The 25,923-nt window shown below is 42.4% G+C and carries 21 protein-coding genes; 19 read left to right on the forward strand and 2 right to left on the reverse strand.

Features of this window, described 5'->3' with window-relative positions:
- Positions 1–111 precede the first annotated feature (111 nt).
- Complete coding sequence (greA, locus tag AC1XUE_RS17690) at positions 112–591, reverse strand: transcription elongation factor GreA (RefSeq protein ID WP_483357315.1); 480 nt, start codon at positions 589–591, stop codon at positions 112–114.
- Between the two features lie 233 nt (positions 592–824).
- Here greA and fmt point away from each other — a divergent pair, with 233 nt between their 5' ends.
- From fmt to AC1XUE_RS17715, 5 genes are all read left to right on the forward strand, one after another.
- Positions 825–1,748: a methionyl-tRNA formyltransferase gene (fmt, locus tag AC1XUE_RS17695; protein WP_483357316.1), complete on the forward strand. Its 924-nt coding sequence runs from the start codon at positions 825–827 to the stop codon at positions 1,746–1,748.
- A gap of 323 nt (positions 1,749–2,071) precedes the next feature.
- Positions 2,072–2,482 carry an IS200/IS605 family transposase gene (gene tnpA / locus AC1XUE_RS17700; protein ID WP_483357317.1) on the forward strand — a complete coding sequence of 137 codons (411 nt, stop codon included), beginning with the start codon at positions 2,072–2,074 and terminating at the stop codon, positions 2,480–2,482.
- 132 nt (positions 2,483–2,614) lie between these two features.
- Positions 2,615–3,112, forward strand: a complete 498-nt coding sequence (locus AC1XUE_RS17705; RefSeq protein ID WP_483357318.1) for a dihydrofolate reductase — start codon at positions 2,615–2,617, stop codon at positions 3,110–3,112.
- A 46-nt stretch (positions 3,113–3,158) separates the two neighbouring features.
- A complete protein-coding gene (locus AC1XUE_RS17710) occupies positions 3,159–4,256 on the forward strand; it encodes an alpha/beta hydrolase (RefSeq protein ID WP_483357319.1) in 1,098 nt (365 codons plus the stop codon).
- 94 nt (positions 4,257–4,350) lie between these two features.
- Positions 4,351–5,349 carry a phosphotransferase enzyme family protein gene (locus AC1XUE_RS17715; RefSeq protein ID WP_483357320.1) on the forward strand — a complete coding sequence of 333 codons (999 nt, stop codon included), beginning with the start codon at positions 4,351–4,353 and terminating at the stop codon, positions 5,347–5,349.
- 202 nt (positions 5,350–5,551) lie between these two features.
- Here the strand turns inward: AC1XUE_RS17715 and hslU are convergent, their stop codons facing one another.
- Positions 5,552–6,955 (reverse strand): ATP-dependent protease ATPase subunit HslU, encoded by a 1,404-nt coding sequence (hslU, locus tag AC1XUE_RS17720; RefSeq protein WP_483357321.1) that lies wholly within the window; start codon positions 6,953–6,955, stop codon positions 5,552–5,554.
- 267 nt (positions 6,956–7,222) lie between these two features.
- Between hslU and AC1XUE_RS17725 the strand changes: the two genes are divergently transcribed.
- The 14 genes from AC1XUE_RS17725 to AC1XUE_RS17790 all read left to right on the forward strand — a co-directional run bounded on the left by AC1XUE_RS17725 (position 7,223) and on the right by AC1XUE_RS17790 (position 25,873).
- Complete coding sequence (locus AC1XUE_RS17725; protein WP_483357322.1) at positions 7,223–9,496, forward strand: GH92 family glycosyl hydrolase; 2,274 nt, start codon at positions 7,223–7,225, stop codon at positions 9,494–9,496.
- A 144-nt stretch (positions 9,497–9,640) separates the two neighbouring features.
- Entirely contained in the window at positions 9,641–10,654 is a 1,014-nt protein-coding gene (locus AC1XUE_RS17730; RefSeq protein WP_483357323.1) for an aldo/keto reductase, read from the forward strand.
- Positions 10,655–10,736: 82 nt separating this feature from the next.
- Complete coding sequence (locus AC1XUE_RS17735; RefSeq protein WP_483357324.1) at positions 10,737–11,918, forward strand: PQQ-dependent sugar dehydrogenase; 1,182 nt, start codon at positions 10,737–10,739, stop codon at positions 11,916–11,918.
- Between the two features lie 306 nt (positions 11,919–12,224).
- A complete protein-coding gene (locus AC1XUE_RS17740; protein ID WP_483357325.1) occupies positions 12,225–12,626 on the forward strand; it encodes a c-type cytochrome in 402 nt (133 codons plus the stop codon).
- 268 nt (positions 12,627–12,894) lie between these two features.
- Entirely contained in the window at positions 12,895–15,246 is a 2,352-nt protein-coding gene (locus AC1XUE_RS17745; protein WP_483357326.1) for a TonB-dependent siderophore receptor, read from the forward strand.
- A 69-nt stretch (positions 15,247–15,315) separates the two neighbouring features.
- Complete coding sequence (locus AC1XUE_RS17750) at positions 15,316–15,864, forward strand: hypothetical protein (protein ID WP_483357327.1); 549 nt, start codon at positions 15,316–15,318, stop codon at positions 15,862–15,864.
- A gap of 288 nt (positions 15,865–16,152) precedes the next feature.
- The gene (locus AC1XUE_RS17755) at positions 16,153–16,578 is read left to right on the forward strand and encodes a DoxX family protein (protein ID WP_483357328.1); all 426 of its coding nucleotides are present in this window, start codon (positions 16,153–16,155) and stop codon (positions 16,576–16,578) included.
- 26 nt (positions 16,579–16,604) lie between these two features.
- A complete protein-coding gene (locus AC1XUE_RS17760) occupies positions 16,605–17,318 on the forward strand; it encodes a DUF4198 domain-containing protein (RefSeq protein ID WP_483357329.1) in 714 nt (237 codons plus the stop codon).
- A 138-nt stretch (positions 17,319–17,456) separates the two neighbouring features.
- Complete coding sequence (locus AC1XUE_RS17765; protein WP_483357330.1) at positions 17,457–19,775, forward strand: TonB-dependent siderophore receptor; 2,319 nt, start codon at positions 17,457–17,459, stop codon at positions 19,773–19,775.
- Between the two features lie 323 nt (positions 19,776–20,098).
- Positions 20,099–22,465 (forward strand): TonB-dependent siderophore receptor, encoded by a 2,367-nt coding sequence (locus AC1XUE_RS17770; RefSeq protein ID WP_483357331.1) that lies wholly within the window; start codon positions 20,099–20,101, stop codon positions 22,463–22,465.
- A 3-nt stretch (positions 22,466–22,468) separates the two neighbouring features.
- On the forward strand, positions 22,469–23,680 hold the full coding sequence (locus AC1XUE_RS17775) for a PepSY-associated TM helix domain-containing protein (protein WP_483357332.1): 1,212 nt from the start codon (positions 22,469–22,471) through the stop codon (positions 23,678–23,680).
- A 2-nt stretch (positions 23,681–23,682) separates the two neighbouring features.
- Entirely contained in the window at positions 23,683–23,994 is a 312-nt protein-coding gene (locus tag AC1XUE_RS17780; protein WP_483357333.1) for a hypothetical protein, read from the forward strand.
- A complete protein-coding gene (locus AC1XUE_RS17785) occupies positions 23,984–24,265 on the forward strand; it encodes a hypothetical protein (protein ID WP_483357334.1) in 282 nt (93 codons plus the stop codon). Before AC1XUE_RS17780 ends, AC1XUE_RS17785 begins: the two co-directional genes overlap by 11 nt.
- 3 nt (positions 24,266–24,268) lie before the next feature.
- Positions 24,269–25,873: a PepSY-associated TM helix domain-containing protein gene (locus tag AC1XUE_RS17790; protein WP_483357335.1), complete on the forward strand. Its 1,605-nt coding sequence runs from the start codon at positions 24,269–24,271 to the stop codon at positions 25,871–25,873.
- Positions 25,874–25,923: the final 50 nt, after the last annotated feature.

Raw genomic sequence — 25,923 nt, forward strand, 5'->3', positions numbered from 1 at the left:
AAATGATCGGCTTTAGTATTTTTTATTCAGCAATACTAAAAAGAAAAATGTTGGAATCAGGTATGATATCTACACCTGATTCCAACATCCATATACTTTGGCAATCTGTAATTAGCTAAAGCGGCTAATATCCAGTACTTCAAATTCCATAAGGCCTGCAGGGACCTTGATCTCAGCAGTTTCACCTACTTTCTTCCCAAGAAGGCCTTTTCCAATAGGAGAGCCAATCGAAATTTTGCCTGATTTCAGATCTGCCTCTTCTTCTGACACCAGCGTATAAGCCACTTCAGTGCCATTTTTCTTATTTTTTATCTTTACTACAGACAGAATCGCCACCTGAGAGTTATCAAATGCAGATTCATCAATCACTCTTGCGGTAGAAAGTATTTCTTCCAGTTTCGCAATTTTCATCTCATGCATTCCTTGCGCATCTTTCGCTGCATCATATTCGGCATTTTCGCTCAAATCTCCTTTATCACGAGCCTCTGCAATTTGCGCAGCTATAGCTGTGCGGCCTTTGGTCTTCATATCATTCAGCTCATTCCTCAGCTTGTTTAAACCATCTTCAGTATAGTATGAAATCTTAGCCATGACCTTAAATCAGTTAATTATTCTTGTTTGAAATTTTAAAATTTGGGTAAAAAAAAAGAACGGTTCTAAAACCGCTCTACGTGAGTATCCATAACTCGTAGTAGAAGGCTAAAAGACGTTGTCTTTTCGGTTCATATGTTTTTGAATCTTCACCATATTTTTCTGTAAGAACGGCAAAAATAACAATATTTGTAAATGGTAACAACCATTTTTATTAAAAGAGACCACAATATATGTCAAAAGGACTGAGAATAATATTCATGGGAACTCCTGAGTTTGCAGTACCAAGCTTAAGAAGTCTGGTTGAAAATAAATCTAACGTTGTAGCGGTGATAACTGTTCCCGACAAGCCGGCTGGAAGAGGACAAAAGCAGACATCATCACCCGTAAAAATCTATGCTGAACAGCAGGGAATCCCTGTTCTTCAGCCTGAAAAACTAAAAGATCCAGGCTTCCTTGAAGAGCTAAAATCCTTCGAAGCAGATCTGCAGGTGGTGGTTGCATTTCGCATGCTCCCAGAGGTTGTATGGGCTATGCCCAGATACGGCACTTTTAATCTGCATGGTTCACTATTACCTCAATACCGTGGCGCAGCGCCCATCAACTGGGCAGTGATGAACGGAGAAAAAGAAACGGGTGTTACCACGTTTTTTATTGAAAAGGAAATTGATACCGGTAAGATCATCTATCGTGAAACCGAGCCCATACATCCGGACGACGATGCAGGCAGCGTGTACGAACGACTGATGATCAAAGGTGCAGATCTTGTCGTTAAAACGGTAGATGCGATTCAGAATGGCAATTACCCGCAACAGGACCAGGATGAAAGTAAACCACTAATGGCAGCACCTAAGATTTTCCGGGAAACCTGCGAAATTAACTGGGAAAAATCAGCAACTGAAATTCATAACTTCGTAAGGGGTCTATCCCCCTATCCTGCTGCCTGGACTACTCTGAATGGCTTGTCGTGTAAAATCTTCAGGACGAAAGTGGTCGAAGGCGACGCTTCGGCAACCCCCGGCTCATACCAGACAGACAACAAACACTTTCTTCATTTCCAGACAGGTGAAGGTGCCTTGTCTATCGAAATTTTACAGCTTGAAGGAAAAAAGAAAATGAATATCGGAGATTTATTAAGGGGCACGAAGTTAGCGTGAACTTGTTACATGCCTGACGGCATTCTGGATCTGGTTTGTAAAAAAATTGTTCTACCCATATAGCATGCCTGACGGCATTCTAGATCTGGTTTGCAAAAAATTGTTCTACCCATATAGCATGCCTGACGGCATTGACCCGGAAATGTTCAACTAATACAACGTGCTAGGCCGCATTGACCTGTCAGAAGCTGTTCTATAAAATCGCGTAGTGATACAATGAAGGTAGAACTATTCCAGGTAAAAAAAGGACAAAATCCCGTTAGGGATGTAATATCTCTGTGACATTTGCGGATAAATGCTGTACTACATAGAACCTTATGTTTATGGCAAACACTTATTCTCAAATCCATCTTCACTTCATCTTCTCACCACGATTTAGGCTGGCCATGATTGATTCCGGTTGGGAGAACGAACTTTTCAAGTACATCTCAGGAATCACTAAGAAGAACAACCATAAAATGCTTTGCATAAACGGAATGCCTGATCATCTGCATATGCTTGTAGGATTCAGGACAAATCAATCCACAGCCGACTTCATGCAGGATGTCAAGGCCGACTCCTCTCAATGGATTAATAAAAACAGATTCAGTAAATCAAGATTTGAATGGCAATCGGGTTATGGTGTTTTCTCCTATTCAAAATCACAGATTCCCGATGTAATAAGATATATTGTGAACCAGAAGGAGCACCATAAAAAAACTTGCTTCTTAGATGAATACAGACTATTTCTTTAAAAGTTTGAGGTGGACTTCCAGGAACAGTATATTTTCAAAGAACCAGAATAGACTACCTGCCTAATGCTATAACAAAATCCGACAACTTCTTCCTCGTCCTGTTTTATTGGGTAAATTTGCAAAAAAAATAAAATGCTTATTTCAATCATCGTAGCCGTTTCTGAAAACGGAGTAATAGGAAAAGACAATCAACTCATCTGGCAGCTTCCCGACGACTTGAAACGTTTTAAAGCTCTGACACTAGGTCATCCGATCATCATGGGCCGCAAAACTTTTGAATCTATCGGTAAGCCACTACCTGGCCGGACTTCCATTGTCATTACGCGTAATACAGATTTTAAAGTAGATGGAGCTCTGGTCGTGCACTCATTGGATGAGGCCCTAAAAGAAGCAAAGAAAATAGAGGAGCAGGAATTGTTTGTCATTGGCGGAGGGGAACTCTATAAACAAGCTCTTCCGATAGCTGATAAATTATACATCACGGAAGTAAACACAATTACTGACGGTGATACTTTTTTTAACATTTCATCTCCTGAGCAGTGGGAAGAAACTGAACGCACTGCTCATCAGGCAGATGACCGGCACAAATTTTCGTTTAACTTCGTCAATTATAACAAAAGACCTGATTAAGTCGTAAATTCGCCCCCCGAATTATAAAGCAAGTAAAATTGAGCGAATGGAAGTAGCAGTAGATACACTTAGAATAGAATTAAAGACCCCACCTTCAGATGAACGCCCGATTTTTATTACGGGAGAATTCTGTAAGTGGCTTCCTGACCTGGAGGAATATAGGATGAAAGAAGTTGAGCCTGGGTATTATACATTTCAATTTCCAAAAGAATCCGAGCTGAATGATCCAATAGAATACAAATATACGCGCGGTGGTTGGGATCAGGTGGAACTTGATGCCTACGGTCATCCGCAAGGCAACAGGATAGCAGACCCTGCAGATGGGCCAGTACTGGATTATATCACCAGATGGCAGAAAAAAGGTGACGAGAAGCAAAGCTTTACACCTATTATTGAGGTATTATCTGATACTTTTGAAATACCACAGCTGAATAAGCACAGACGCATCCACGTTCTCTTACCGCATAACTACTACGAAAATCCGGAACGTCATTATCCTGTTCTATACATGACGGATGCACAGAACCTTTTCGGTGATGGTTCTCCATATGGCAATTGGGAAATAGACAAAGGACTGGCAAGATTGGCCCGGGAAGGAAAAGCAGATGTGATTATTGTGGCTATTGATCATGCCGGTGAAGATCGTGTGCAAGAATTTTCTCCATATGATAATCCACGCCTTGGGAAAGGTATGGGGTTAAAATTTCTCCGGTTCGTGATTGATACATTAAAACCGCAGGTAGACAAGCAATACCGTACAAAACCAGATCGGCTCAATACAGGTATGGGTGGTAGTTCGGTAGGTGGTCTTCTGTCTATTTATGCCGCATTGATGTTTCCTGATATTTTTGGCAGAATAATGATTTTCTCACCGTCATTGTGGATATCAAAACGTATCTATTTTGATGCTATTCATTTTTTCGAGCCTTTTGAAACGCGTATATATCTGTACGCAGGTGGCAAGGAAAGTGAAAATATGATACCTAATGTTACTCAGTTACAGGAAACGCTGAAGAGCCAGGGATTTGGATACAACCGCGTTAAAATCCATACATCAATTGATCCGACGGGTCAACATACAGAAAAGCGCTGGAGCGAAGAGTTCCCCGAAGCGATGAAATGGCTTTATTTTGAAAAAGACTGATCATTAACTTTTCATATCTATGAATAACCACAGTGGCCTGCTCCCTGTGGTTATTTTTTGTATTTCAGTATACATAACAAACAGATCTCAAACCATGACTCTCTTCCCGACGCAATACTCCATGCTCTCAACAGACGCACTGAGGTCCTACATAGAAAAGGAGTACGGTTTACCAGGTTTGAGATGCAGTCTGCTGGTGCACAATGTCAGTGACTCCTACCTGCTGGAAAATGAGAGTGGGAAATACATCTTTAAAATATACCGTAAAGCACATAGGAAGTACGAAGAAATTCTGGCAGAACTGGAGCTGCTGAATGTATTGAAAGAGCATGAAGCCAGAATTTCCTATCCGATTTCAGATCTTTCCGGCCAACAAATACAAACATTCGCAGTAGCAGAAGGCTTCAGTAACGGGGTATTATTCAGCTTTGCAGCCGGTAAACCGACGCATGATTTTTATGATATGCGGCTTCAGACTATAGGAAGGGAAATGGCGGTCATACATCAGATAACTGCCAATATCGAACTCAAAAATCCACGAAGGGAATATAATGTAAATACAACCTTGTCCGGCCCTATCGCATACATCGCACCTGAGTTCGCTGAACTACCGGAAGACTATGAATGGCTTAAAACTATTACAGAAAAAACAGCAGGCAAAATCCAGGAATTTGATCTTACCAAATTCAGTTACGGATATTGTCACTACGACTTTCTTCCGCATAATTTCCATTTTGACGAACAGGATCAAATCACTTTTTTCGATTTTGACTTCATGGGTAAGGGATTGCTTGCCAATGACCTGATGACATTTTTCATCCATTTTTTCTTTGATGTGCAATTCAAAAAAATGACACAGGAAGAAGCGAACCGTAAATTTGATATTTTCCTACAGGCGTACAGGGAGATTCGTCCTGTATCAGAAGAAGAAATAGCAGCCATACCTTATCTTGGATTCGCATTCTGGATATTTTTCCTTGAATTCTATCAGCTGCATTTCGAAGACTGGTCAAATACGTTTTACACACTGCGCTTCAAAAGGGAACGTATCGGATGGATTCGCAACTGGGTGGAATGGTATTGTAAATTCTAATCCGTAATTATCAGCTCAGCAGAACAAGAAAAAGGTGAGCGCAATCTGCACCCACCTTTCTGTTTAAACCCTCCTCTATTAGTTGTCTAATGCTTGTAATGTATTAGACGCTGATGGCTTACACGGTCACATCAGTATAGAAAAGAGATCAAAAAATTTGTTCTGCCGATCTTAGTTGACTAAATCGTATTCATCAATCAGCTTAAAGTATATACTGACTCAAATCTCTGTTTTTGATCAAATGAGCCAGCTTTTCCTTCACAAGGTCAGCTGTAACCACAATTGTAGAATCAGGGCCGATCTCATCAGGAATATCAAACATAAAGTCATTCAGCAATAAGCTCATTACCGTTTGCAATCTTCTGGCGCCAATATTTTCTACTTCGCTATTTACTTCAAATGCAATGCGTGCCATCTCCTGCAAAGCTCCGTCTTCGAACTGAAGTTCCACACCTTCTGCTTCCATCATGGCAACGTATTGCTTGGTAAGTGCATTTTTAGGTGTTTTTAGAATCTGATAAAAATCTGCTTCTGTCAGGCTGCTCAGCTCAACACGGATGGGAAAACGCCCTTGTAGCTCAGGTATAAGATCCGATGGTTTGGAAACATGAAATGCTCCGGCAGCTACAAATAGAATATGGTCCGTATTGATCACACCGTGTTTCGTATTAACTGCGCTACCTTCCACGATCGGAAGCAGATCACGCTGTACCCCTTCGCGGCTCACGTCAGGTCCACCGCTTCCACCGGAACGACTAGAAGCCACCTTGTCTATTTCGTCAATGAATATAATTCCCAGATTTTCCGCCTTTTTAATAGCCTCAATCTTTACTTCATCCATATCAATCAGTTTTGCAGCTTCCTCATCAAGCAGGAGTTTTTTGGCTTCTCCAACCGATACTTTACGCTTTTTACCACGGCGCGGCATCATGTTCCCGATCATTTCCTGAATATTCATCATAGAAACATCATCCATGGCACCACCAATCATTCCTACATTCGGTGATTGATTCTGCTGTACTTCTATTTCGATCTTGCGATCATCCAATTCACCGTTCCTGATCTTCTCACGGAAACGCTCGCGCGTACGCTGATTTAATTCTCCGTCGTCTTCTGGTACAGCGTCCCCATCAGAACTTCCATAATCAACTTTTGGCTTAGAAGCAGAAGATCCGTGCACAGGAGGAATCAGTACATCAAGAATAATATCTTCAACAGCCTGCTCAGCTTTGATCTTCACATCCTCCTTTTTTTGCGTGCGTACCATGTTCACGGCCTGTTCTACCAGATCCCGCACCATGCTTTCCACATCCCGGCCCACATAACCTACTTCTGTAAATTTCGAAGCTTCGACCTTTACAAAAGGTGCATCGGCTATTTTGGCAAGTCTTCGGGCAATTTCTGTTTTACCAACACCCGTAGCACCAATCATTAATATATTATTGGGGATGATTTCCCTCTGAATATCTTCAGGGCTATTCATCCGCCTCCATCTGTTTCTTAAAGCAATGGCAACATTTCGTTTTGCGTCATTTTGTCCGATAATGTATTGATCAAGCTCAAACACAATCTGACGTGGCGTTAACCGGTTTAAGTGTTCAGTCATTGTAAGTTATAAAAAATGCTTTACTGATTATTTGATTTGCAAAGGTAAAGTTTGCCAAAAGAGTTCATCATCAATTAAGACAAATCTGCTATCTAGGTTCACCAATTCTGTATCCTGAATTGCCTCGTTGTACAAGTTAAAGAACTATGCCCGTACAAATTGTCAGGTTCCATTTACCACAATAAATCTTTTGCTAACTTGCGCGCCTTATGGAATTCGTATTATCGTTTCCATACTATTCCTAACCGTTTATACTAGTCTACTTCAATGAAAAAATTTCTCTTCAGCATTTTCTGTCTGATTAGTAGCTCACCTATTTTCGCTCAGACCCAGTCTGATCTCGTCGATTTCGTGAATCCTCTGATGGGTACACAATCAAAATTCTCTTTGTCATCAGGAAATACATATCCTGCAATAGCAATGCCTTGGGGAATGAATTTCTGGATGCCTCAGACTGGAAAAATGGGTGACGGATGGAGCTATATGTATGATGCTGAAAAGATTCGTGGCTTCAAACAGACCCATCAGCCAAGTCCCTGGATCAATGATTACGGTCAGTTCTCCATTCTACCCATCACAGGAAAACTGAAAGTAGACGAAGAAAGCCGTGCCAGCTGGTTTTCACATAAGGCAGAAGTCGCCAAACCCAATTACTACAAGGTATACCTTGCCGACTATGATGTAACAACTGAAATTGCCCCAACTGAACGGGCTGCACAGTTTCGTTTCACGTTCCCCGAATCAGAAAATTCATATGTCCTTGTTGATGCGTTTGACAAAGGGTCTTATGTTAAAATAATTCCTTCAGAACGAAAAATCATTGGCTACACCACCAAAAATAGTGGAGGTGTCCCTGCTAATTTCAAAAACTACTTTGTACTGGTATTCGATAAAGCTTTCACTTTCTCACAAACATTCAGCGGTAAGCAGCTTACAAAGGATACCCTGGAATTAAAGACTAATCATGCGGGTGCTGTCATTGGTTTTAAGACCAAGCGCGGAGAGCAGGTTGGTGTAAAAGTTGCTTCGTCCTTCATCAGCCCAGAACAGGCAGAGCTGAATTTGAAAAGGGAAATCGGTAGTGACAATTTTGAAACCACCAAACAGAAAGGACACAAGGCATGGAATGATGAATTAGCAAAGATCAAGGTAGAAGGCGACAACATTGACCAGATACGTACATTTTATTCCTGCTTGTACCGCGTGTTACTGTTCCCCCGCAAGTTTTACGAATATGATGCCAAAAATCAGATTGTTCATTACAGTCCATATAATGGTGAGGTCCGGCCAGGATATATGTTTACCGACAACGGATTCTGGGATACATTCCGGGCGGTTTTCCCATTCTTCACCTTGATGTACCCCACATTGAATTCGCAGATTATGCAGGGACTTGCCAATGCTTATGACGAAAGTGGTTACCTGCCCGAATGGGCTAGTCCCGGCCATCGCGACTGCATGATCGGATCCAACTCGGCATCGCTCATTGCTGATTCATATGTGAAAGGTATTCGCGGATATGATATCAACAAGCTGTATGAAGCCGTCATTAAAAATACTGAAAATGCAGGTCCTGTAAGCTCCGTAGGACGTTTTGGACACGAATACTATAATGAACTGGGATATGTTCCGTACGATGTGAAAGTAAATGAAAATGCGGCCAGAACATTGGAGTACGCCTATGCCGACTTCTGTATAGCTCAATTGGGAAAAGAGCTAAAAAAACCTAAATCAGAGGTAGATTTATATCTGAAGCGTAGTCAGAATTATCGTAATCTATTCGATCCGGAAACAAAATGGATGCGTGGAAAAAACAAAGACGGCAAGTTTCAGGCACCATTCAATCCTTTCAAATGGGGCGATGCTTTCACCGAAGGAAACAGCATTCACTATACCTGGTCTGTATTTCAGGATGTTAAAGGTCTGGTCGGCCTGATGGGTGGACGTGAAGCATTCGTTCAGAAACTGGATACTGTATTTACCTTACCTCCTATTTTTGATGACAGCTACTACGGATTCCCCATTCACGAAATACGGGAAATGCAAATCATGAATATGGGTAATTATGCGCATGGCAATCAGCCTATTCAGCATATGATCTATCTGTACAATTATGCAGGTGCTCCCTCCAAGGCACAGTACTGGCTCAGGGAAGTGATGCGAAAACTATATCAGGCTGCACCCGACGGCTACTGTGGAGACGAAGATAATGGGCAGACTTCGGCTTGGTACGTATTCTCAGCGTTAGGATTTTATCCTGTTACACCCGGTACTACTCAGTACGTAATCGGTTCCCCACTTTTCAAGAAAGCCACAATTACACTTGAAAACGGGAAAAAGTTCGAAATTAATGCTCCGGCGACAAGCGATAAAAACATGTATATACAAGGTGCAACCTTAAATGGCAAACCTTACGCGAATACATTTCTGGAGCACGCGGATATTCTGAAAGGTGGTAATATGCAATTTAATCTGACCAGCCAACCGTCTAAGACGTGGGGCGTAAAACCAGAGAATGCACCTTTTTCACTGACTAAATAACCCTCTGCTGGTTATTGCGCAGCCAATTCCGGTATTGCCATCTGTTGTGAGTTATTGATTCATCACAGATGGCACAATTATTGATCCATCTTCACAAACAACCATGCTAAAAGCCAATCGCTGTTAGCTAATACCTATATACATATGCTTTACAGAAAAGTTGCGAATTCGGAAGACTCCCAACATAAAGATTTGAAATTGTCTGTTATCACTTTTGGAGCCTGGGCTACAGGTGGCTGGATGTGGGGCGGAACAGAAAGGAGTGATTCAATAAAAGCCATACAAGCCTCCTATGATGCAGGAGTGACTTCAATCGATACAGCTCCGGTTTATGGTATGGGACTGAGTGAGGAAATCGTTGGGGAAGCAATCAGAGACATCCCCAGGGACAAGATTCAAATACTCACCAAGTATGGAATGCGGTGGGATATCGCGAGCGGAGATCTTGCGATGCACAGCAAAGACAACGATGGGAAAGACATTGACATCTATAAATTTGCATCCAAAGAGAGCATTGTGAAAGAATGCGAAGATAGCCTGAGGCGCCTGGGAACAGATTATATCGATCTATATCAGATACACTGGCCGGACAAAACGACTTCTATTGAAGAGACTATGGAAGCTGTTTCTCAGTTGATCAAACAAGGTAAAGTTCGATTTGCCGGGGTATGTAATTACGATGCCGACCTGATGAGAGAAGCTTCCAAACATATCAATCTCGTTTCTGATCAGGTGCCCTACAGCATGGTACGCAGGGATATTGAAAAAGAACTGGTACCCTATTGCCTGGAACATGAAAAGGCGATTTTGGCATATAGCCCGTTACAAAGGGGATTACTTACCGGAAAGATGAATCCGGGACATCAATTTAGTCAGGATGATAATCGCAGCTCTCTTCATTATTTTTCAGATGAAAATCTGACAAGAGTCAACGCATTCCTGAATAAAATCAAACCTCTTGCTGATGAGAAGAATGCTTCTCTTTCACAATTGGTACTTCGCTGGACCGTTGAGCAACCTGGAATTACCATTGCACTGGTAGGTGCGCGGGATGCAAAACAGGCACTTCAGAATGCCGCATCTATGGATTTTGATCTGAATCCTGACGAAATTAATTTTATCAACGGGCATTTAAATGAGCTCGAACTGGTTAACTGACATAAGGGGGTAGCTACTGCTACCTTTCTTTTTTTAATTTTGAAGCCCCATTCACCTTAAACCATTTTTTCTTCCTCAATCCATGAATAAAACAATTACCTTATTCAGAAAAAGTCTTCCTGCTCTTCTTGGTGGCGTAATGCTCACTTCTTCTCTGGCACTCATGAGCAATAGCGGCATCATCGACAACGGTAGCTCCCCCAAGCAATTAACAGAAGCCAACCTTAAACTTGACACAGTAGTAACCGGACTTAAAATGCCGTGGGCAACCGCATTTCTTCCAAACGGCAATATGTTGGTAACAGAACGCGGTGGAAAACTACGCCTCGTAAAAAATGGGAAGCTGGATCCTCAGGAAATAAGCGGAGTTCCGGAGGTATGGTCCAAAGGCCAGGGTGGTTTGCTGGATGTGGTTCTTCATCCTGATTATGCAAAAAATGGCTGGATTTATATCAGCTATTCATCTCCGAAAGCTGAAGGTGAGGAAGGAGACGACGGAGGTGCTAATACTGCGCTGATTCGTGCCAAACTGAAAGACCACGCACTGGTAGATATTCAAAAGATATTTAAAGCTATTCCTAATGTAAAAGGAAATGTACACTTCGGTGGAAGAATTATATTTGACAAGAAAGGCTACGTATTCCTTTCACTGGGCGAACGAGGACAAAAAGAAAATGCACAGAACCTGAGTAAGGACCAGGGAAAGGTTGTACGTCTGCATGAGGATGGAAAGATTCCGACAGATAATCCTTTTGTAAAAACCGCTGGAGCCAGACCTGAAATCTGGTCGTATGGCCACCGCAATCCACAGGGGTTAGTGATTCATCCTACAACAGGTACAATCTGGGAACATGAGCATGGTCCCCAGGGTGGCGATGAACTTAATATTGTAGAGAAAGGGAAAAACTACGGCTGGCCGCTGATTACTTTCGGAATCGATTACGATAACAGCATCATTTCTAAAGACACTGCAAAGGTGGGTCTGGAGCAACCTGTCACCTACTGGAAGCCTTCTATTGCCCCATGCGGAATGACATTTGTAAACAGCCCGAAATTCAAAGAATGGAACGGTGATCTGATCGTCGGTTCTCTGAAATTTATGCAACTGCAACACCTTGTTGTAAAAGGAAATAAAGTAGCCAAACGTGAAGTCCTGTTCCAGGGAATAGGCCGTGTTAGAGACGTTCGCCAGGGACCAGACGGGAATTTGTATGTGGTACTGGAAAGCTCCGGACAGATTGTGAGAATAAGTAGAAAAGGATAAGAAGGAAAAAGTTAGAGGAGTTAGGGTAGTTATGGTATACTGAAACAACGAAGATTAACTCCTCTGACTTCTTAACTCCTATTTGAACTCATGAAGCAAAAAGTTACAGTAGTGAAGAAGTTAAGACTTCACTACCCATGTCAGCTAACTACCTTAAATCCTATAACTTCTTAGCTCCTATTTGAACTCATGAAGCAAGGAGTTACAGTAGTGAAGAAGTAAGACTTCATTACTCATGTTAGCTAACTACTTTAAATCCTATAACTTCTTAACTACTAACCCTACTTAACCACCTTAACTTAAAAAATGAAATTCCTCCTCCTCCTTTCTCTCACTATCTTCAGCTTCACAGTCTTTTCCGGTCCGGAAGAGGAGTTGGCGGAGAGTATTGGCCGGGGAAAAGTTATCTATGTTGAAAACTGTATAACCTGCCATATGGGTAATGGAGAAGGTGCTCCTGGCACCTTTCCTCCGCTTGCAAAATCCGACTATTTGACTAAAACTCCTGAAAAGGCGATCTATGCCGTGAAGTTCGGTCTTACAGGCAAAATTCAGGTTAATGGTACCGAATACAACAGCATGATGCCCCCTCCGGGTTTAGACAACAACGAAATAGCCGATGTCATGAATTACATTCGAAATTCATGGGGCAATTCATCTGATAAAAAAATAGTGACCGAAAAGATGGTTGAAGAAATAGAAGAATAACCTAAAGGTACACCTTAAATCAGGCAGAGCTTTACAAAAGGCTCTGCTTTTTTAGTATTATCTTTTATGCAAATATTAAATAAATTCTATTTACAAATAAAACTCAGAACACAACCTATTAAAAGTCATCCATTTAAAAATTATTCTCAACAGTAATAATCCAACTTACTTATTATTTAAAATAAATCCAAATAAACTTGTTTGATCCGAAACAGTGTATGATATTTGCAGCCAATTTTTACTCTATTTAGACCAGTTGCAATTTAACATGCAAAGATTATACGCTATTATAGCCTTGTTTCTTGCCGCAACTTCTGTTGCATTAGCGCAAACAGGCAACTTAAAAGGTATTGTGAATACTGCCGACGGACATCCTGCTGTACATGTATCGGTATCCGTAAAAGGCACTCGCCACGGTGCAGTGAGTAACACAGAAGGAAGCTATCAGATTGACAAAATAACTCCCGGTGCCTACACCATCAGAGTTACGCTTGTTGGGTTACAGCCAGTTGAAAAGGAAGTTGTAATTACTGACGGACAAACAACCAACTCCGATTTCATCCTTGATGAATCTTCTCAACAACTACAGGAAGTAGTCGTTACAGGCGGAAACAGCTTCAAAACAGACCGGACATCTCCCAGTTTAAGACTTGCTACTCCAATTCTTGAAGCGCCGCAGAATATTCAGGTTATTGGAAGACGTGTAATCGCAGATCAGCAAATTTTCGACATGCTGGAAGGGGTTACCCGTAATGTGAGTGGTGCCACAAAAGTTGAGCACTGGGACAATTACGCACGTATCAATATGCGTGGAAGCCAGGTAGGTGCATTCCGTAATGGTATGAATGTGCAGATGCCATGGGGGCCACTTGCTGAAGACATGAGTATGGTTGACCGGATAGAATTCGTGAAAGGTCCGGCCGGATTTATGCTTGCAAACGGCAATCCAAGCGGATTTTACAACGTTGTAACCAAGAAACCTACAGGACAAACAAGAGGGGAAGTAGGCTTCACGCTGGGAAGCTTCGATACGTACCGTACAACGCTTGATCTGGATGGTAAACTTTCCAAAGACGGTAAATTATTGTACCGCCTTAATCTGATGGGTCAGCTGAAAGGCTCCCACAGAGACTTTGACTATAACAACAGGTATTCCATCGTACCTGTCCTGAAATATCTGATTGATGATAAGAGTTCTATAACCCTTGAATACACGCATCAGTTTTCTCAGATGAATGCAATCGGATCGAATTATGTATATTCCAAAACGGGCGGATACGGAGTATTGCCTCGTAGCTTCTCGACATCCGAAGCCAACCTTGCCCCTACCAATAACCACGACCAGAGCATACTGGCCATTTTCGAACATCAGTTAAACAACAACTGGCGCTTGACCGCTCAGGCTTCCTATTTCAACTATACGCAGGAAGGTTCATCCCTTTGGCCATCGGGATTTGTTACAGGAAGAACTGACTCTCTGCAACGTGCTATTAACAACTGGGATATTCTGGGACTAAGTAAAACAGGACAAATTTTCCTGAACGGACAAGTACAAACAGGAGCTGTAAATCACAGAATCCTTGGTGGATTGGATATGAGCAGCAAAGAATACTACCACGACTGGAGCCAGTGGAAGCTATATGGAGCTCCGATCGATATTTACAATCCTGTTCATGGCGTTACACCTGCACCGGTATTTGACAGAAGTAAAGATATCAGAGAAAGAGCTGTACAATATAAAAACGGATACAGTGCGCTGTATGTACAGGATGAACTTGGATTCTGGGAAAACCGACTGAGATTGACGCTTGCTGCACGTTACACTGAGCTGAAAGTATCCAACCCATATGACGGCAGTTATTCGAAAGGTAAGTTTACTCCACGCGCTGGTTTGAGTGTAACTATTGATCCAAGCACCACGGCGTACGCACTGTATGACCAATCCTTCAATGAAAATTTCGGTACCGACTGGCAGGGAAAAAGCTTTGATCCTCAAACCGGTAACAACATGGAAGTTGGTTTGAAAAGGGGCTGGCTAAACGATAGCTGGAGCTCAACACTGACTTTCTACAAGATCACGAAGGACAATATCCTTGTCACTGACCTGGAACACCCTTCTTCGGGTGGAAACTTCTTCAGCAAGCAGGGAGGCCAGCATAAAATTCAGGGTATCGAATGGGATATACGCGGGCAGATTGTGAAGAACCTTGATGTGATGATCAACTATGCCTATACCGATGCGAAAATCTCAAAACATTCCGATGAAGCTGCAATAGGTAAACAAGTGGAAGGATCAAGCAAACACGTGCAAAATACGTGGTTGAGCTATACAATCGGTAGCGGCGCAGCACAAGGATTCGGACTTTCGGTAGGTTATCAATACCAGGTAGGACGTTCCCCATGGTTTGTATCTGAAAGTGCTCAGGATAACCTTCCTGACTATTTCAGACTGGATGGTGGCGTAACTTACAAAAAAGATAAATTTGCTGTGAATCTGTTAGTTAATAACATTTTAAACAAATACCTGTATTCAGGTGGTATTTACACTTATAGCGGTTTCACGTACTGGCAGACAGAGCCTGGCACCAATTTCCGCTTATCTGTTGGATATAAGTTTTAATTACATTCAACAATAATAACAAAGAGGCCATTTCAGTTCTAAAAACGGAATGGCCTTTTTCTATAAACTATGGCTCAACGCTTCATGTACTCCTTCGTTCGCGCCCTGTCTATAACGCTCTTCATCACATGTTTGTCTGTAGGCTATACCCCTTCAGCCATTGCTCAAAACATCATTACGAAAAAGATATATCTGAAAAAAAGCAAGGACGCTGAACGTAAAATACCTTTCGGTCAATCCATCAAACAAACAATCCCTGTGCTTGGAAAGCCAGACAAGATTGAAGACTATTATTTTGAAGCCGATGAAAAAACGGGAAAACTTTATCATTACGGCAAAAGTCGTGTGTTTTTCATGGACGATAAACTCAGTGGCTTCACAATTGTGGATTCTTCTTTGGTTGTTGGCTTGGATAACAGATTGGAAGTTCGGGTTGGAGATGGTTTAAAATCTGATAACTTCAAAAATTACAAGGCCAGATACAGCCCGGGTACATCATTCAACATATATGCCACATGGTCTATTGAATTGAATATAGGAACATCTGATGATTCCATTTTCCTGTTGTTCGACAAAAGGGATAGGCTAAATGGCATAGTATATTGGTCTCCTATCTAAATGTTAGCGGATATAATGTGCCCAAAAGCTACATAAAGATCACCATCAGGCACAGGCAACGGATTGCTCTGTAAATCAGCACCAATCAAAATAATCCAAAATACTTTACAGTATAATGATCATACTCAGTACTCCAACTCTCTCAAAGTCAGCAATAATATATTATTTAAAAAAAGTCTAAATAAAATTTGACAAATAAAATCCTGTTTCTACATTTGCGAAACCATAATGAATTGCAAACAATGCAGTTACATCCATTTTTCTTCCGACCGTTTTTTATTTTTAAGCATGACAGTTTTAAATAAGCTTACCCGTACCAGCTACAACACGTTTTCTGTAGATTTTTCGATGCTCATTCTTCGCCTTACTTTCGGTATTCTGATGGTACCTCATGGTTATGCCAAGTTCCAGGGCTTTGAAGAACGTCAGCATAAATTCATGGAGTTCATGGGACTGAGTGGTCCTGTTTCTCTGGCTCTGACAATTTTTGCTGAACTGGTATGTGCGGCACTTTTGGCTGCGGGCTTATTCACCCGACTGGTTTGCATTCCGCTTATTATAACAGCACTGGTCATCGTTTTCGCTGCACACGATGGCGATATTTTTGGTGATGCTTCATCTGGTTTTTTCTACCTGATAGGCTATCTGGTTATTTTCCTGATAGGCCCGGGCAGATATAGCCTGGATGCTGTTCTTTCCCGCAAATTCAATTAGTTTACTTTTACTTCAATCCAATTTCAATGAAAAAATCTCTGTTAGCAATTGCCTTCGTTCTGGTTTCAATCGGAAACCTTTTCGCGCACGCACTTTGGATCCAGACCGGTACTACCGGTAAGATCGGGCAAAAGCAATCTGTAAAAATCGTATACTCAGAACCTGACGATAAGCCTGAAAAACTGGCAGACTGGTACTCCGACGTGAAGGATTTTGAACTTTGGTTGATCACTCCTGATAAACAAAAAGTAAAGCTGGCTACTGTAGCCGGCGAGGATCATTTCATTTCTGAGTTCACTCCTGAAAAAGATGGCGTATATACATTATCCGTTAGCAAGGCCGCTAAAGACCTGGGTGGTACTACCATTTACGAGTTCAATGCCAGCGCCATTGTGAAAGTAGGTAAAGCATTAACCGGCAACGACGCATCGTTTAATTCCAATGCCATCAGCGTTTTCACTGATGCTTCAAAGAACTTCAAGGTAAATCAGCCATTTACCCTTACCACCCTGCTAAAAGGGAAACCAACTGAAAATCTGCACGTTGGTGTAGCGTCACCAAGCGGATGGAACAAAAATATTTCCTCAGAAGCGAATGGTGTAGCTACTTTCACGCCTGTATGGCCAGGTACTTACAAGCTGGAAGTTTCTACGAGCGAAGAAACGAGCGGCGATCATTTTGGGAAACCGTATAAAGCAATCTGGAGATGTGCGACTTTACTTGTTGATGTAGCCAAATAAGCCATCGAAATTATCAAAAGCTGACAACACTACTGACTGCCAGGAATTAAAACCAGTATTCATCCCCTTCTCTGTTGATAAACCAACATACCACTTTTACTTCAACCAGACATGAAATACATTTTTACAGTGCTATGCATGATAGTCACACTGCTGGCTCATGCCCAACAGACCGGAAAATCCCACGTGAAAGGACATATCCAAACCAGTGACGGAAAACCAGGTTCTTTTGTTACCGTTCAAATTAAAAACGGAAAGTCAGCCACCGTAACTGACGAAAACGGCAATTACCAGTTACGCAATGTTCCGGCGGGCAGGCATACATTGGTGATCAGCATAGTAGGTTTCGAATCTACTGAATATGACATTGAAACAACAGAGGAAAGCACTCTGAACGTGGCGGATATCAGTCTGCGTGAAGATGCCAAAACATTACAGGAGGTTACCGTTAAAGGTAATGTCAACAAATTCTCTCAAAAAGAGACTCCATACGTTTCACGCCTGCCACTGAAAAACCTTGAAAATTCACAGGTATACAATGTCATTTCCAAAGACCTGATGGAAGAACAGTTGATCACAGATTACAAACAATCACTTCGTAATGTACCTGGAGCTGCTGTGGCCCACGGCGGTTACAGCAACGGTTTCACCTATTCGATCATCCGGGGATTCTGGACAGGCGCACGTATGCGAAACGGACTTGCTACCCAGCAATTCAATGGTATTGACCCTGTCACCGTAGAACGTACAGAAGCGATTAAAGGTCCATCGGGAACACTATTCGGATCAAGCCTGATCTCATTCGGTGGACTTACGAACCTCGTTACCAAAAAACCATTGGAGACTTTTCAGGGAAATGTGACATTCACCACGGGTAGCTATAATCTGGTTCGCCTTGCGGCCGATGTAAATACACCTCTGAACGCAGATAAAACACTTTTATTGAGAGTAAACACGGCACTTCATTCTGAGGGAAGCTTTATGGATTGGGGTTTTCAAAAACGTTTTGTGCTGGCTCCTTCCCTTTCTTACAAGGTCGACGACAGACTTACCCTGAACTTCGAAGCCGAGATTCTGAGGTCGAAAATGACACTTTTACCCATACAGGATTTCTCGGGTGTATCGGTCAAAAATATCTCTAAACTTCCGATTCGCTACAACCAATCTATCAACTCCGACGATCCGGTTAATGCTGGCGGAAGTGATTTATTTTATGCGCAGGCAACTTACAAGCTTCCCGGAAACTGGACTTCCAATACCCTGTTTTCCTATGCAGCCGGGCATGACGATGAATTTGTTGCACTGTGGGCAAGCTGGAAAAACGACTCAACAATTAACCGCAGCGTAGAAACATCAGCCGGAGGAACCACCGATCTGCAATTCCAGCAGAACTTTAACGGCGATTTCAAAATTGCCGGAATGCGTAACCGTCTCGTGGCAGGGCTTGATTATTACTACAGCAAAAACCTAAGTACGGGTTATGTAAATGCCGCATTTGCGACACAGGCGCCCTACGACGTAATCAATATCAACCGCCTTTACAGCCCAGTTTCGCTTGATAAGATCCGTGCTATACGCTCTAATCTGATTCATGCCCGTCAATCTTCAAAGACAGAAACTTATAGCGCCTACGCATCCAATGTATTGAATATCACCGACCGGCTGTTGGCTATGCTCAGTTTGCGTGTAGACCGCTACGAATATAAAGGAGCGGCAGTTATGTTCTCGGATTACACAGGAGGTTACGGACAAACAGCCCTGTCCCCCAAATTTGGACTTGTATATCAGCCGGTCAAAGATCAGGTAAGCATTTTTGCAAACTATATGAATGGTTTTCAGAACAATGGCTCAGCCCGCCAGCCGGACGGAAGCATTACCGTACTGAAACCTGCTAATGGCTACCAGTGGGAAACGGGTATAAAACTGGATGTTTTAAATCATAAACTGAGCGCAACAGTGAGCTATTACAACATTGATCTGACCAATGCGATCAGGCAAGATGCGGGTGGTTTTTCACGACAAGATGGTAAACAACGCAGTAAGGGAATCGAGGCCGACATCATCGCCAATCCTTTGCCGGGCTTATCCATCATTGCAGGCTTTGGGATGAACGACTACAAATACCTGATCGCCGATGAAGGCCAGGTGGGTACTACTACAGGTTTGCCTAACGACTTTGTCAATTTCTGGATGAGCTATAAAGCGCCATCCGGAACGTTACGCGGCGTGGGTGTAGGTTTCGGCGGAAACTATGTGAGCGAAGCTTATTCCGATAATCAATATGGCTCACTAACGATACCAGCCTATACACTACTGGATGCGACAGTATTTTATGACAAACCTAAATGGAGACTGGCACTGAAAGTTAATAACCTTTCGAATGCTAAAATGTGGGGACTCAACAACAACCCGATGAATCCAAGAAATTTCGCTACTTCTCTGTCATTCAAGTTTTAAAGATGTAAAAAATGAAATCGGATTGCAGGAGTAAAGTTCCCGCATGATAAAACTCCTGCGTCCGGATTTCGACCGCTGGCGGAGGCCGACCCGCCTAATTGACAAACATCAACAAAATATGTACTTCATTTTTCATACACAAACTTCAACTGATGTTGTAAAGCATCACAGTCTACTGACCAAAAGGATTTCATCAATCAACTAAGCCATACACACACACTAAGTCTGTAACTGTGCAATACGTTTGACGCATTAGTTTTCACAATTTCAACGCAAACACTCCTCCACTTTTAGAAAACTTTAAACAAATCAATCCTGTACCTATGCCAAAAATATCACTCACCCTATTACTATTACTTTCTTTAACGCTCAACGTGTTTGCCCAAAACACAGGGATTAAGGGACAAATACTGACCTCCGACGGACAGCCTGCAGAATTCGTTACTGTAGGTATTAAGGAACTTCAGCTAGGTACGGTTACGGACAGCAAAGGTCATTTTCGCCTCAAAAAGGTACCAAACGGCACGCATAAGTTGTATGTGCAACTGCTTGGATATGGAGCTATCGAAAAAACGATAGACGTACAGGGAGAAACAACTGTTCCCTCTATATCACTTAATGAAGATGCTCAGGCTTTACAGGAAGTTTTAATTAAAGGTAATATCAACCGTTTTGCACAAAAAGAATCAGAACACATTGCCCGTCTTCCTTTGAAAAACATCGAAAATCCTCAGGTGTACAATGTTGTATCCAAAGAAATTATGCAGGAGCAAATTGTCACTGATTATAAAAGTGCTTTCAAAAATATTCCGGGAGCCAACGCCGGTGTGGCACATTCTAGCAATGGACGTTATATGAATGTCACGCGGGGTTTTAACCTGGGAAATGCAGCGCGCAACGGTTTGGGTACATCCTCCGTTTCAGAAATTGACCCTGCCAATCTTGAACGTATTGAGGCAATTAAAGGTCCTTCAGGGACGCTGTACGGAGCAAGCTTGTCCACTTTCGGAGGGTTGTATAACCGCGTAACCAAGAAGCCATTTGAAACTTTCGGGGGTAACGTTTCTTTCACTACCGGACAATGGGACCTGAATCGATTTACAGCCGATATCAATACACCTCTGAATGAAGACAAAACAGTTCTGCTTCGCGTGAACACGGCCTTACATGGAGAAAAAAGTTTTCAGGATGCAGGTTTTTCAAAAACGTATCTGGTCGCTCCTTCTCTGCTACTTAAACTTTCTGATAAGCTGACAGTTCTTGTTGACGCAGAACTCTACGGACGCAAAGGTACCAACATATACGGAAACACGATCTCTTCTACACGTGTTACTGCCAACAGTATAGACCAGCTTGGAATTGAGTACAAACAATCTTTTACCAATAATTCGATCATCGCTTCTACCCGTACCCAAAACCTGTATTCTCAGATCAACTACAGAATCAACAGCGAGTGGACGTCACAGACCAACATCGGTACCAGCCTTGTAGAGTTCGAATTCCCTGCCCTGACTTTGAATACCATTACTGATTCGACTGTAACACGAAACATCTGGGATCAGTATACACGCCAGGTAGCAACTCAGATCCAGCAGAATTTTATCGGAGATTTTAAAATTGCCGGTAAGCGCAACAGAGTCGTTGCAGGACTGGATTACAGTTCCATGAATTTCGATTTCCCTAATACACGTGGTGCCCTTTATGACACGGTCAATTTCCTGAATCCCGGCAAAAGATATGCAGCCATCAGTATCAATGACATCAAAAACAAAGTAGCCGGTGTAACCGTCAACAGCGGAAGTACAGGAAAGTACAACTACATGGGTGCCTATGTTTCGGATGTATTCAACCTGGCTGAAAACCTGATGGTGATGCTCAGCTTACGTGTAGACCGTTTTGACAACCGTGGTTCTTACAACTACAATTCTAATGCTACTATGAGAGTTTACAAGCAAACTGCATTATCTCCGAAATTCGGGGTGGTGTATCAGCCAATTAAAGACAAAGTCTCTGTGTTTGCCAACTACATGAACGGATATCAATTTGTGGCTCCTGTTAATCAGCCTGATGCAACGGTTTCCAATTTCAAACCCCAGTTTGCCAATCAAACCGAAGGTGGTATCAAATTCGACATTCTTGAAAACAAGATCAACGCTACAATCAGCTATTACAGCATCAATGTGATCAATCTCGTTCGTACCGATATGGAACGCGACCCGGTGAATGGAACCAGATTCCAGATTCAGGACGGTAACCAAACCAGTAAAGGGCTGGATTTTGAGCTGATTATGAATCCTGTAAACGGACTGAATATACTGTCAGGCTATGCCTATAACGCAAGCAAGCTGGAAAAAGCAAACGAGAATGTGAATGGGCGCAGACCCACCAACTCAGGAGCCAAAAACACTGCCAACCTTTGGATCAGCTACCGTGCCACTGCAGGAACATTTAAAGGATTAGGAGCGGGAACAGGAATCAACTACAGCGGTGAACAATTCGTGATCAACAACACAACCCGTGAGTTTACAATTCCGGCTTATACCGTTTGGGACGCGACGGTATTCTACGATCAGCCTAAATATCGACTTGGACTGAAACTGGACAATATCAAAAATGAGAGATACTGGAATACTTCGCTGCAACCTCAGACACCACGCCGCTTCTCAGCAAGTATCACCTACAAGTTTTAATATATGAAATTCAAAAAGCTTATCGGCCTTTTGCACCTCTGGCTCGGACTTGCTTCCGGGCTTGTCGTGTTTATACTCGGTATCACCGGATGTATTTACGCTTTCGAGGAAGAGATAAGAGATGTTGTATATCAAAATCACCTTTATGTACAACCTCTTGGGCAACCCAAACTTCCTGTGAGCAAGCTGTTCAACATTGCACAAAAAACGCTGGGAAAGTCATTTGATTTTACCAATTTCGAAATCAGCAATACACCCGATGGCTCCAGTCGTTTCTTTGCCTATAGGTTTAACGAGGATGCACTCACCTACTTTGGTTCACGGGAATATGCCTACAATGTTTATTTAAATCCTTACTCTGGTGCTGTTCTGAAGGTAGAAAATAACAAGTACGAGTTCTTCACACTGGTACTTTACTTGCATTACGATCTGTTCCTTGGTAAAATTGGCAAACAGATAGTCGGATGGAGTACAGTGATTTTCATCGTTCTGCTTATATCGGGGCTGATATTGTGGTGGCCCAAAAACCAAGCAGCAGCCAAACAGCGCGTTTGGTTTCAATGGAAAGCCGGCACAAAATGGAAAAGGAAAAACTATGATCTACACAATGTAGTCGGATTCTATTTCCTTGGAGTTTGTCTTATCATTGCCCTTACAGGCCTCGTCTGGACATTTTCCTGGTTCAACGAATCAGTTCAATATCTGGCGAACGGAGGAAAACCATTACAGTCCCCTACGATTTTGTACTCTGACACAACGCTTACCGCAACACAACTATCCCTCGACAGGATTGATCAGGATATTACCAAAAGAATTCCTGACGCAACATCTTATTCCTATATCGTACCAAAGCAAAAGAAAGACGCTCTCACTGTCAACGCATTGTTCACCGGAACAAAAAGATTTAAATTCGTTGCTCATCAGTATGATCAGCATTCGGGAGAGTTCTTACAAAACCGTCGGTACGAATCAAAACCAGCAGCCGAAAAACTCAGGAACATGAATTACGATATTCATGTAGGAAGCATACTCGGGCTGCCGGGAAAAATTCTGGCATTTTTAGCAAGCTTTGTCGCAGCAAGTTTGCCTGTCACTGGCTTTGCTATATGGTGGGGCCGCAAGAAAAAATCAAAAAGAGACTCCGGATCTAAAGCAAATTCTACTCATCCGGCAAAACCATTTAATCCAAAACGAAAACCTGTTACTTCTTCGTAATTATGCTCGCCTTTTGTTTAATTCTATGGGGGTCATTTCTGTTTTACACTGAATCGAAATACTTTCCCCATTTCCTGAAAAACATTTCCTATCCTGTTCCAAAATGGGTAGGAACGCTAGTACTGATTGCCGGTACGAGTTTGTACATCAATCACGATGGCTGGGCTTCCGGCCTCTTGCTCTCCGTAGTAGCCTATTCACTCGCATTCGGACTAATACAGCTTTTTGCGGTTTCAGGGCGCGTTTATTTTTACAGTTTACTGGCTGTAATTCACCTTCTTTTACTACTTGATCTTTTTTCCTATGCCAGCTAAAAAGGAATATTTATCGACCAAAGGGCAACGGGCTCTGAAAATCACAGCAGGGCTCATAGGTGGGTATTTGCTTGCCATCACTTTTCAAATGATGATCGCGACCATGCTACCTTACCAGACAGCGGTGATCCTGACCGGAGCATTTTCTGTCTTTATTATATGGGTAGCACTGATGATACTGGCCTTTCTGGCCAGAAATGGCTGGGTAGTATGGGGAATATACCTGGTTGGCATCGCTGTTTGCGGATTTGTCATTTATTTACTCAAATAGCCTATGAAATTAAAAGGATTATCCAACCGCCTGTACAATATCACCTTTCACACGCACACCGTGTCGGGTATTGTAATCAGCTTTGCCCTGTACGTTATTTTCTTTGCAGGAGCTATTACACTTTTCAAGGATGAATTCTATCAATGGGAAAATCCGAAGGCGAGACAGCCGCTGGCTCACTCTGTTGACTACGACCAAATGCTGGCCGATTTGAAAAAAGCAGTACCGCAGTTTGACTTCTCAGAGGATATCACCATCAGGACTGAAACTGCGGAAAGACCGCTCGTTAACATTTACGGCCACGTGATCGTACCAAAAGGAAAGCCTGAGGAGCATTACAATACAACCTATTTCCCTGCAACGGGCGAATTTGATAAAGAAGAGCGAACAACCATTGGAGAGACATTGTACCGCCTTCATTTTTTTGACCAGATTCCACTTATCGGCAAGTACATTTCGGGCTTTGTTGCTTTGTTTTTTGCATTCGCCGTTGTTACAGGTGTGATGATACACTGGCAAAATATCCTGACCAAGTACAACGGATTTTCCCTGAAAGGCTCACTCAAAAATATCTGGACCAACTCGCATACAGTCTTCGGGCTGCTGGGTTTACCATTCCAGTTTATGTATGCCATCACAGGAGCTTATTACATGCTTTCGTTGCTTATACTGGCACCGGTCGTGATGGTCTTTTTCGGTGGGGATCAAAACAAGGCGTTTGAAGTTTTGTTGCCGGAAAGATTTATGGTTACGAGCGAAGACTCTCCGGTATCTGCACAAAATCAGAAAATTACATCTATACTGCAACATGTCCGTAAACAGCATCCTGAGCTGGAAACTAACTATATGCAAATCAAAAACTATCCACGCGAAGATGGAGTGATTGCCATTTCTATGGACAATCCCAAAACTTTTGCAGGAGATGGAAGTATTTCTCTAGCATTAAAAAACGGAAAGGTGATCTCTGATGACCTGCCCGGTAACAGAAGCTATGCTCAGTCCATTCTGCCAGGCATTGCGCGACTCCACTTTGCTACATTCGGTGGATTGGTACTCAAAACGATTTACTTTTTCATGGCACTTTTCACCTGCTTTGTTATTATCAGTGGCGTGTTGCTATGGAAAGAAGCAAGAAACAAAAAGAGCTACACCAGAGAGCAGAAACGCTTTCATCACAGAGTAACGATGTCTTATCTGGCTATCTGTTTTGCGTTATTTCCGGCAGTTGCTGTTCTATTCTGTGCAGAACTATCCATATCAGATGTCAAAGATCACGTTTTCTATACCAGAACGGTATTTTTCGTTTCCTGGCTTTTGTTTACAATTTTTGGTTTGTTTGCGAAAACGGAAATCAGGATTACACAGCTATATCTGTTTCTGGGGGGAATATTTTCTCTGCTCGTTCCACTCGTAAATGGTACCGTTACAGGCCACTGGATATGGATTGCCTTCCATAATGGGAATCAGTTTGTTGCAGTCACGGATGTGTGCTGGTTCGTTACAGGCGCTGCATCATTTTTGTTTGGAAGTTTAAGCTTGAAACGTAGCCGGCAACTCGGAGCAAAGCCAGTCATTCTATCTAAAAGTGAAACTTACCAATCCCACTAACTCCAAAACCGATGACTTTTGAAATGTTCGGAGTCATCGGTTTTAATTGA

Source organism: Dyadobacter sp. HNCC25DJ187, assembly GCF_056895255.1.

Coding starts and splice junctions, on each gene's coding strand:
- greA (WP_483357315.1), bottom strand. CDS start 591: ATGGCTAAGATTTCATACTATACTGAAGATGGTTTAAACAAGCTGAGG.
- fmt (WP_483357316.1), top strand. CDS start 825: ATGTCAAAAGGACTGAGAATAATATTCATGGGAACTCCTGAGTTTGCA.
- tnpA (WP_483357317.1), top strand. CDS start 2,072: ATGGCAAACACTTATTCTCAAATCCATCTTCACTTCATCTTCTCACCA.
- AC1XUE_RS17705 (WP_483357318.1), top strand. CDS start 2,615: ATGCTTATTTCAATCATCGTAGCCGTTTCTGAAAACGGAGTAATAGGA.
- AC1XUE_RS17710 (WP_483357319.1), top strand. CDS start 3,159: ATGGAAGTAGCAGTAGATACACTTAGAATAGAATTAAAGACCCCACCT.
- AC1XUE_RS17715 (WP_483357320.1), top strand. CDS start 4,351: ATGACTCTCTTCCCGACGCAATACTCCATGCTCTCAACAGACGCACTG.
- hslU (WP_483357321.1), bottom strand. CDS start 6,955: ATGACTGAACACTTAAACCGGTTAACGCCACGTCAGATTGTGTTTGAG.
- AC1XUE_RS17725 (WP_483357322.1), top strand. CDS start 7,223: ATGAAAAAATTTCTCTTCAGCATTTTCTGTCTGATTAGTAGCTCACCT.
- AC1XUE_RS17730 (WP_483357323.1), top strand. CDS start 9,641: ATGCTTTACAGAAAAGTTGCGAATTCGGAAGACTCCCAACATAAAGAT.
- AC1XUE_RS17735 (WP_483357324.1), top strand. CDS start 10,737: ATGAATAAAACAATTACCTTATTCAGAAAAAGTCTTCCTGCTCTTCTT.
- AC1XUE_RS17740 (WP_483357325.1), top strand. CDS start 12,225: ATGAAATTCCTCCTCCTCCTTTCTCTCACTATCTTCAGCTTCACAGTC.
- AC1XUE_RS17745 (WP_483357326.1), top strand. CDS start 12,895: ATGCAAAGATTATACGCTATTATAGCCTTGTTTCTTGCCGCAACTTCT.
- AC1XUE_RS17750 (WP_483357327.1), top strand. CDS start 15,316: ATGGCTCAACGCTTCATGTACTCCTTCGTTCGCGCCCTGTCTATAACG.
- AC1XUE_RS17755 (WP_483357328.1), top strand. CDS start 16,153: ATGACAGTTTTAAATAAGCTTACCCGTACCAGCTACAACACGTTTTCT.
- AC1XUE_RS17760 (WP_483357329.1), top strand. CDS start 16,605: ATGAAAAAATCTCTGTTAGCAATTGCCTTCGTTCTGGTTTCAATCGGA.
- AC1XUE_RS17765 (WP_483357330.1), top strand. CDS start 17,457: ATGATAGTCACACTGCTGGCTCATGCCCAACAGACCGGAAAATCCCAC.
- AC1XUE_RS17770 (WP_483357331.1), top strand. CDS start 20,099: ATGCCAAAAATATCACTCACCCTATTACTATTACTTTCTTTAACGCTC.
- AC1XUE_RS17775 (WP_483357332.1), top strand. CDS start 22,469: ATGAAATTCAAAAAGCTTATCGGCCTTTTGCACCTCTGGCTCGGACTT.
- AC1XUE_RS17780 (WP_483357333.1), top strand. CDS start 23,683: ATGCTCGCCTTTTGTTTAATTCTATGGGGGTCATTTCTGTTTTACACT.
- AC1XUE_RS17785 (WP_483357334.1), top strand. CDS start 23,984: ATGCCAGCTAAAAAGGAATATTTATCGACCAAAGGGCAACGGGCTCTG.
- AC1XUE_RS17790 (WP_483357335.1), top strand. CDS start 24,269: ATGAAATTAAAAGGATTATCCAACCGCCTGTACAATATCACCTTTCAC.